Source organism: Actibacterium sp. XHP0104 (assembly GCF_025751515.1).
GTDB lineage: Bacteria > Pseudomonadota > Alphaproteobacteria > Rhodobacterales > Rhodobacteraceae > Actibacterium_D.
The window spans coordinates 143,860-151,092 of the sequence record NZ_JAOWLE010000007.1 but is presented as its reverse complement, the minus strand read 5'-3'; the positions used below and the strand labels follow the sequence as shown (position 1 = coordinate 151,092).

The 7,233-nt window shown below is 62.5% G+C and carries 4 protein-coding genes; all 4 read right to left on the bottom strand.

All coding sequences use genetic code 11. The annotated features are described in order from the left end of the window. A partial coding sequence (gene aceE / locus OE856_RS12075) for a pyruvate dehydrogenase (acetyl-transferring), homodimeric type (protein WP_263716381.1) occupies nucleotides 1-1,744 on the bottom strand: 1,744 nt, incomplete at its 3' end. A 246-nt stretch (nucleotides 1,745-1,990) separates the two neighbouring features. Next, nucleotides 1,991-3,685 carry a D-lactate dehydrogenase gene (dld, locus tag OE856_RS12070; RefSeq protein WP_263716380.1) on the bottom strand — a complete coding sequence of 565 codons (1,695 nt, stop codon included), beginning with the start codon at nucleotides 3,683-3,685 and terminating at the stop codon, nucleotides 1,991-1,993. Between the two features lie 10 nt (nucleotides 3,686-3,695). Then, nucleotides 3,696-5,759, bottom strand: coding sequence for a TRAP transporter large permease subunit (locus OE856_RS12065; RefSeq protein WP_318527643.1), 2,064 nt, complete (start codon nucleotides 5,757-5,759; stop codon nucleotides 3,696-3,698). Nucleotides 5,760-5,868: 109 nt separating this feature from the next. Beyond that, nucleotides 5,869-6,921: a TRAP transporter substrate-binding protein gene (locus OE856_RS12055; protein WP_263716387.1), complete on the bottom strand. Its 1,053-nt coding sequence runs from the start codon at nucleotides 6,919-6,921 to the stop codon at nucleotides 5,869-5,871. Nucleotides 6,922-7,233: the final 312 nt, after the last annotated feature.

The following is a 7,233-nucleotide window of genomic DNA, read 5'->3' as shown; positions in this document are numbered from 1 at the left end:
TCGCGGCGGCGATCCAGTCGGCCATGGCGCCGGCCTCGTTGATGCCTTCCTGCAGAACCTGGCCATCGACCGATTCCTTGTAGAACATCATCTGGTCGGCATCCTCGGGCGTATAGTTCTGACCCAGCGGGTTGTAGATCCCCACCGAGCGGAACAGACCCTCCATCCCGAAGGTGCGCGATTCATCGGGCACGATCGGCACCACGTTCTTGCCGACCTTCTTGTCGCGCAACAGCGTGGTCAGGATCCGCACGAAGGCCATCGTGGTCGAGATCTCGCGCTCGCCCGTGCCCTTGAGCTGGCCCTCGAAGGTCGCCAGCGGCGGGATCTCGAGCTTGGGCGCCTCGCGCCACTCGCGCTTGGGGAAATCGCCGCCAAGCGCCTGGCGACGCTCGGCCAGATAGGCCTTTTGCGCGTTGTTCAGCGCCACGAAGGGCGCCTTGGGCAGGTCCTCGTCGCTGACCGGGATCTTGAAGCGGTCGCGGAAGGCGCGCAGCTGGTCCTCGGCCATCTTCTTTTGCTGGTGGGTGGTGTTCTGGCCTTCGCCGGCCGTGCCCATCCCATAGCCCTTGACCGTCTTGACCAAGAGGCAGGTCGGCTGGCCCTTGGTCTCGGTCGCGCGCTTGAACGCGGTATAGACCTTTTGCGGGTCATGCCCGCCGCGGCTCAGCGACCAGACCTGTTCGTCGGTCCAGTCCTCGACCAGCGCCGCCGTCTCGGGGTATTTGCCGAAGAAATGCTTGCGGATATAGGCGCCGTCCTTCGACTTGAAGGTCTGGTAATCGCCATCCACCGTCTCGTCCATCAGCTGGCGCAGCTTGCCGCTGGTGTCCTTCTCAAGCAGCTGGTCCCAGCCCTTGCCCCAGAGCAGCTTGACCACGTTCCAGCCCGCGCCGCGGAAGTCGCCCTCGAGCTCTTGCACGATCTTGCCGTTGCCGCGCACCGGGCCGTCCAGGCGCTGCAGGTTGCAGTTGATCACGAAGATCAGGTTGTCGAGGTTCTCGCGCGCCGCAAGGTCGATCGCGCCGCGGCTTTCGGGCTCGTCCATCTCGCCGTCGCCCAGGAAGCACCACACCTTCCGGTCGGCCATGTCAATATGGCCGCGGCTGTGCATGTACTTCATGAACCGTGCCTGGTAGATCGCCATCAGCGGGCCAAGGCCCATGCTGACCGTCGGGAACTGCCAGTAATCGGGCATCAGCCAGGGGTGCGGATAGGACGACAGCCCGTTGCCCGCGACCTCGGAACGGAAGTTCTCCAGCTGCTCTTCGCTGATCCGGCCCTCCATGAAAGAGCGCGCGTAAATCCCCGGGATCACATGGCCCTGGAAGAACACCAGGTCGCCGCCGTGAATCGCCGACTTCGAGCGCCAGAAATGGTTCAGACCGATGTCATACATCACCGCCGAAGAGGCAAAGGACGCAATGTGGCCGCCATATTCCGACGACACCTTGTTGCGCCGCACAACCGTCGCCATCGCGTTCCAGCGGTTGATCGTCCGGATCCGCCACTCCATCTCGAGATCGCCGGGGATCTCAAGCTCGTCATCCGCGGGGATCGTGTTCTGATACGGCGTCGTCGCCGAAAACGGCAAGGTCGCACCCGCCGCACGCGCCTGCTGAACAGCCTTGTCCAACAGAAAATGCGCGCGGTTCGCTCCGTCACGCTCAATCACATCAGCAATGGCATCCTGCCACTCCTGAGACTCAATAGGATCAATGTCGTCAGATGGTAGACTACTCATGTCTCACTCCTTAGCTGAAGCGCGAGCCTGTGAGGGCCTGCGAGGTCCAACCGGGAAGGAGCCGAACGACCATGGTCCGCGAATGCGGCCGCGCCTGCTAGTTCTTCGGGCTTGCCCGACCCTCTGAACGAGTGCCGGAGCATGATGTAGGTCGTGTCGGGGACATCTTTAGCCGTCCCGCGCGCCGTTTCAAGGACGCTGTGCGCCCCCAGGCCGGCATTCCCGGTTTTTTCTGACCTCACGCGGCTAGCGGGGGTCATCTTGGTAGAACTTGTGCCGCGACATCTTGCCGATGCCGGGATTGAACGAATTGGTCGGGTCGATCTCGCGATAGAACGCGGCCAGGTCGGGCTTGGCGGGGTAAAGATGCCCGACATTGTGCTCGGCCGGGTATTCGGCCCCGCGCTGGTCGAGAATGGCCAGCATCCGCGCCTTGAGCGCCGCCATGTCGGCGCCTTTCTTGACGATGTAATCCTGGTGCAGCACGTGGCACAGGAAATGGCCGTAGTAGAGCTTGTGCACCAATTGATCCGAGATCTCGGGCGGCAGTTGCTCCAGCCAGTCGCGGTCATTGCGGCGCAGCGCGATATCCAGCGCCAGGATGCCTTCGACCCGGTCGTAGTGCACGGCCTGATAGCGGATCGCGGCACCGGCGGCGGCAAAGCGGTGCAGCCCGGCGATCTTGCCTTCGCGCGCGGTGCATTCAAAGAAATCGCCGTCGCCCTGCGCGAACAGATCCTGCAACAGGGCGCGCGCCTCGGCTATACCGCCGTCGCGGGCCTTGAGGATCAGGTGATGTTCGAACCGGTCGCGATAGTCCATCATCCGGCGCGGCAAGAGGCGCGGCCAGACCGTTGCCAGCGCCTGCATCACCCGGTCGGTGACATTGCGCAGCCCCGGAATGCCGTTCAATCGCGCATCGACCGCGCCCTTGATCGCAAAGAACAGCGGCAGCCGGTCGGTGCCCAGCTTGTCGATCATCAGCACCGTGTCCTTGCCGTATTTGGCCGAGATATCGAAAATCTCGCGCTGCATGTATTCGGCCGACACCGGCAGGGTGGAACAATCAGTCAGGATGCGCCGGCGCAGTTCGGTCAGCTGGGCGGGATCGTTGGTGCCGATATAAAAGACCTGCTCGGCCTCGTTGCGGGGATAGGTATCCAGCCGCACGGCAAAGACCGCCAGCTTGCCCGCACAGCCCGCCGCATCATGCAGGCGGCGCTTGTCGGAGTTGAACCGGGCCGGGCTGGCGGCGTCGATATCGCGCACGCGGGTGGCGTAATCGGTGTCGGACCCCTTGCGGTTGTCGTCGCGGATGTCGGCCTCGTCGAATGCGCCGCTTTCCAGCCGGGTCAGGATCTCGGCCGGGGTGTCGCCCAGGTCGATGCCCAGGTTGTTGACCAGCTCTAGCTGGCCGTCATGGGTGATGCGGGCGAACAGCGACATCTCGGTATAGGACGGCCCGCGTTCGACCAGCGACCCGCCCGAGTTGTTGCACACCCCGCCCACGACCGACGCCCCGATGCAGGAACTGCCGATGACCGAATGCGGCAGCCGCCCGATCGGGGCCAGCAGCTTTTCCAGCGCGAACAGCGTCGCCCCCGGAAAGCTGAGCACCTGTCGCCCCTGCCGGATCAGGCGCAGCCCGTCCATCCGGCGGGTGTTGATCAGCACCACATCGCGGTCATAGCTGCCCTTGGGCGTCGAGCCTTCGGTCAGCCCGGTATTGGCGGCCTGCATGATGACGATCTTGTCCGCCGCCACACAGGCCTGCAACACCTGCCATTGCTCCAACAGCGTCGCCGGCTGCACCACCGCCAGGGCATCCCCCCCGCCCGAGCGAAAGCCCGAGCGGAAGCGTTTCGTGCGGCGCTCGTCGGTCAGCACGTGCCGACGCCCGCAGATATCGCGCAACCGTTGGATCAGAGCATGATCATCCATGACCCCCTCCTCAATAGGCGACAGACGGCAGCCAGGTCGCCAGCGCGGGCCACATGTAGACGATCAACAAGCCGGTCAGCTGCAACAGCACGAACGGGATGATCCCCTTGTAGATATCCGTCAGGCGGATCTCGGGCGGGCACACGCCTTTGAGGTAGAATAGCGCGAAACCAACGGGCGGTGTCAGGAAACTGGTCTGCAAGGTCACCGCCACCAGGATCACGAACCACACCAGCGCCGGCTCGTCGATCGCATCAAAGCCCGGAATATCCAGACCCAGCGCATTCACGATCGGACGCATCAAGGGCAGAACGATCAAGGTGATCTCGATCCAGTCCAGCACAAAGCCCAGCAGGAACACGATGAACAGGATCACGAAAACCGTGCCATGCGGGCCGAACCCGGTGCCCAGGATCATCTCTTCGATCAGCGCATCGCCGCCCAGTTCACGCAGCACATAGGAAAACACCGTCGCACCCAGGAAGATCGCAAAGATATAGGCGGTGGTGTTGAAGGTCGACTTCAGCACGTTCACCAGCTTGCGCAGGGTCAGCTTGCGATAGCCCAGCGCCAGCAGCGTCGCCCCCAGCGCACCGACACCCGAAGCCTCGGTCGGGGTGGTCAGACCGGCAAAGATCGACCCCAGCACCGCCAGGATCAGGCCCAGCGTCGGCAGAACCGCGATCATCACGTCCTTGACCGCCGCCCAGTCGGGGGCCTTGGCACCCTCGGGCACAGGCGCGACATCGCGTTTGATCATCGCGATGACGAAGATATAGGTCAGGTACAGCGCCCCGATGATGACGCCCGGAAACACCGCCGCCATGAACAGGTCGCCCACCGACAGGGCCATCTGGTCGGCCATGATCACCAGCATGATCGACGGCGGGATCAAAATGCCCAGCGTCCCCGAGGCCGACACCACGCCAGCCGCCAGTTGCGGGCTGTATTTCTGCTCCATCATCGAGGGCAGCGACAGCACGCCCAGCAGCACGACAGACGCGCCGATGATACCGGTCGAGGCGGCCAGAATGATGCCGATCATCGTCACCGTGATCGCCAGGCCGCCGCGCACCGTTCCAAACAGCCGCTGCATCGAGGTCATCAGCTTTTCGGCCACGCCCGATTCATCCAGCATCAGCCCCATGAAGATGAACATCGGCAGCGCCACCAGCACCGCGTTGGACATGGTCGCGTAAACCCGGTTCACCACCGCGCCCAGCGTCAGGTAATCCAGCCCGGTCAGGGTTTCTTCCAGCCCGGTCCAGTTCATCATGCCGTTGTCGAACAGATAGGCGACACCGCAATACAGCACCCCTACCCCGGCCAGCGTCCAGGCCACCGGGAACCCGGTGAAGAGCAGCATGATAAAGGTGATGAACATGGCGATGACCAGCTTTTCTTCGGTGGTCTCGACCAGCAGGCTCAGCGCCAGCGCAACCACGCCAAAGCCGATGATCGCCCAGACGATCAGCCGCAGGCCCTTGCCTTCGCGTTCGTCCGCATAGTTGACGATCAGCGCCCGCAAATCGTGGATCAGCCGCGCAACCGCCGCCAGACCCAGCAGGGCAAAGCTAAGCGGGATCACCGCCTTGAGCGCCCAGCGCCCCGGCAGGCCGGTCGGGCTGTCCGAGCGTTCGTTCACCCGCCAGCTTTCATAGAAATAGTCATAGCCCTGATCGACCATCAGCCAGATGAACGGCGCCAGCAGCGCCAGAATGCCGATCACCTCGATGATCCGCTGCGCGCGGCGGCTAAGCTGCATATGCAAGAGGTCGACCCGCACATGGCTGTCGGTGACCAGCGCATAGGAAATGCCGATCATCGTGACCAGCCCATAGAAATGCCACTGGATCTCGTCCAGCTTGGGATAGTTCTGGTTCAGCAGATAGCGCATCGCCACCTGCGACACGATTGCGGCCACCAGCAGCAGGTTGGCCCACATCACCACATTGCCGATGCCCTTGACCGCCTTGTCGATGAAAACGGCGGCGGGCTGGGTGTCGCGTTCGGGATGTTCAAGGATGCTCTCGTAAACCTCGACAAGATCATCGCTGCGCAGATTGTCAGACATCACTTTTCCTCCGGGAACGACGCAAGGCGGGCGAAAGGCACCGCCGGCGATCAGGAATGGAAATCAAATGCGCAGGGGCGCCGTCCGGGGCGCCCCTGCATCGGTGGACTTACTTGCGCGGGAGGAACGCGTTTTCTTTCCACAGGGCATAGCCGTCGCGGAACGTGTTCATGTCGCCCAGAACCTTGGCAAAGAACGCGTCATTGGCGGCCTCTTCGGCGGCAACCTCGTCCCAGGTGGTGCGGAAAGTGGCCAGCATCTCGTCGTTCCACTGCTTGATGGTCACGCCGTTGTTGTCGACGTTGTCCTTCATTGCGGTGAACTGGATCGCCTCGCCCTCGGCAAAGCTGTCAGCCATCGAGGCCTTGCAGGCGTTCTCGATGATGGCCTTGTGCTGGTCGGTTGCCTCGTTCCAGGTGTCCTTGTTGATCAGCAGTTCGAACACGGTCGCCTGCTGGTGCCAGCCGGGGAAGTAATTAAACTTTACCAGCTTGTGGAACCCAAGGCGCGCGTCGATGGCCGGCATCGAGAATTCGGTCGCATCAATGGCGCCCTTTTCCAGCGCCGGGAAGATTTCGCCACCCGGCAACAGCGAGGTCGCCACGCCCAGTTTCTGCATCACCTTGCCGCCCAGGCCGAAGAAGCGCATCTTCAGGCCTTCAAGGTCGGCGGGGCTGTTGATCTCTTTCGCGAACCAACCCGAGGTCTCGGGCGCGATGATCGCGCAGGGCAGAACCTTCACGTTGTAACCGGCCTGATCATACATCTCCTGATACAGGCTCATGCCATTGCCGTAATACAGCCAGGCCATGTATTCGCCCGCCTCGGGGCCAAAGGGAACGGCCGAGAACAGCGGCGCAGCAGGGATTTTACCCGCCCAATAGCCCGCGGTGGTATAGCCCGAGTTGATCTTGCCCGACGACACGGCGTCCAGGATCTCGAAGGGCGGAACCAGTTTGCCCGGCTCATAGACCTTCATCTTCAGCGTCCCGGCGGACATCAGGTCCAGCTGCTCGGCGACGCGCGGAATGGGCGAACCCAGCCCCGGCAGGGCGGTCGAGAAAGCGATCGGGGTTTTCAGCAGGATTTTGTCGGCGGCAAAAGCGGCGGGGGCGGCCAGCAGCGATACCGCCACGGCCAGCGAAGTGAGTTTCTTCATGATGTCTCCTCCAGGATTGAAACCGGCCCTCTCCAGCCGGCCAACGCCCGTTTCGGCGTTCGTGGTAAAATTATTTATCCACTGCATTCAGTCAACAATTTTATTTACCACTATCGCCACACTCGACGCCCAACCCTACGCCTCGGCAACACCCGGGCGCCAAAGCGCCATGGCGGAGTGACACTGCATAATCCGCACATTTTTCATGATTTTCAGAGGGCTAACCGCCCGCAGGCCAACCCGGACCGCCAGATCAGATGCAATGGCTTGAATTTTTCAGAGGGCAAGATAAATTACCAGTAAGCCCATAGCAAA